The 322-nt window shown below is 57.8% G+C and carries 1 protein-coding gene; it reads right to left on the bottom strand.

All coding sequences use genetic code 11. The features are described 5' to 3' along the window. Positions 1–322, bottom strand: a 322-nt coding sequence (locus GHO41_RS30010) for a protein rep (protein WP_178126635.1), incomplete at both ends; no start/stop codon positions are given.

Genomic DNA, 322 nt, shown 5'->3' with positions numbered 1-322 from the left:
GTGCGGATGCCACCCCTTGCCCTTGTTGGTCAGTTCCATTGTGTAAACGGCCCCTTCAGCTCGGCAAAGCTCAGTCCACGGGGCACGCGGAACACCTGCCTTGAAATGGCGTCGGTGCGTCAGCAGCTTGCGTAGGGACTTGCTGAGATGGTTTTGACGCTCTTCCAGGTCATCGCCGTTTTTGACCGTGAGAGTCAATAGATACGGGCGCAAGTCAGGACGTTCTTCTTGCAAGACCTGCCAGCGTGTCAGATACGCGCCAAGGGCCTTCGCTCCTCGGCGGATCGCACAGAGAGGACAAACCAGATGCTGACGACAGAAC

This window comes from Pseudomonas sp. FSL R10-0399 (assembly GCF_009600165.1).
Classification (GTDB): Bacteria; Pseudomonadota; Gammaproteobacteria; order Pseudomonadales; family Pseudomonadaceae; genus Aquipseudomonas; species Aquipseudomonas helleri.
Note: the sequence above shows the minus strand (reverse complement) of the source record. Positions and strands in the feature narration are given on the sequence as shown.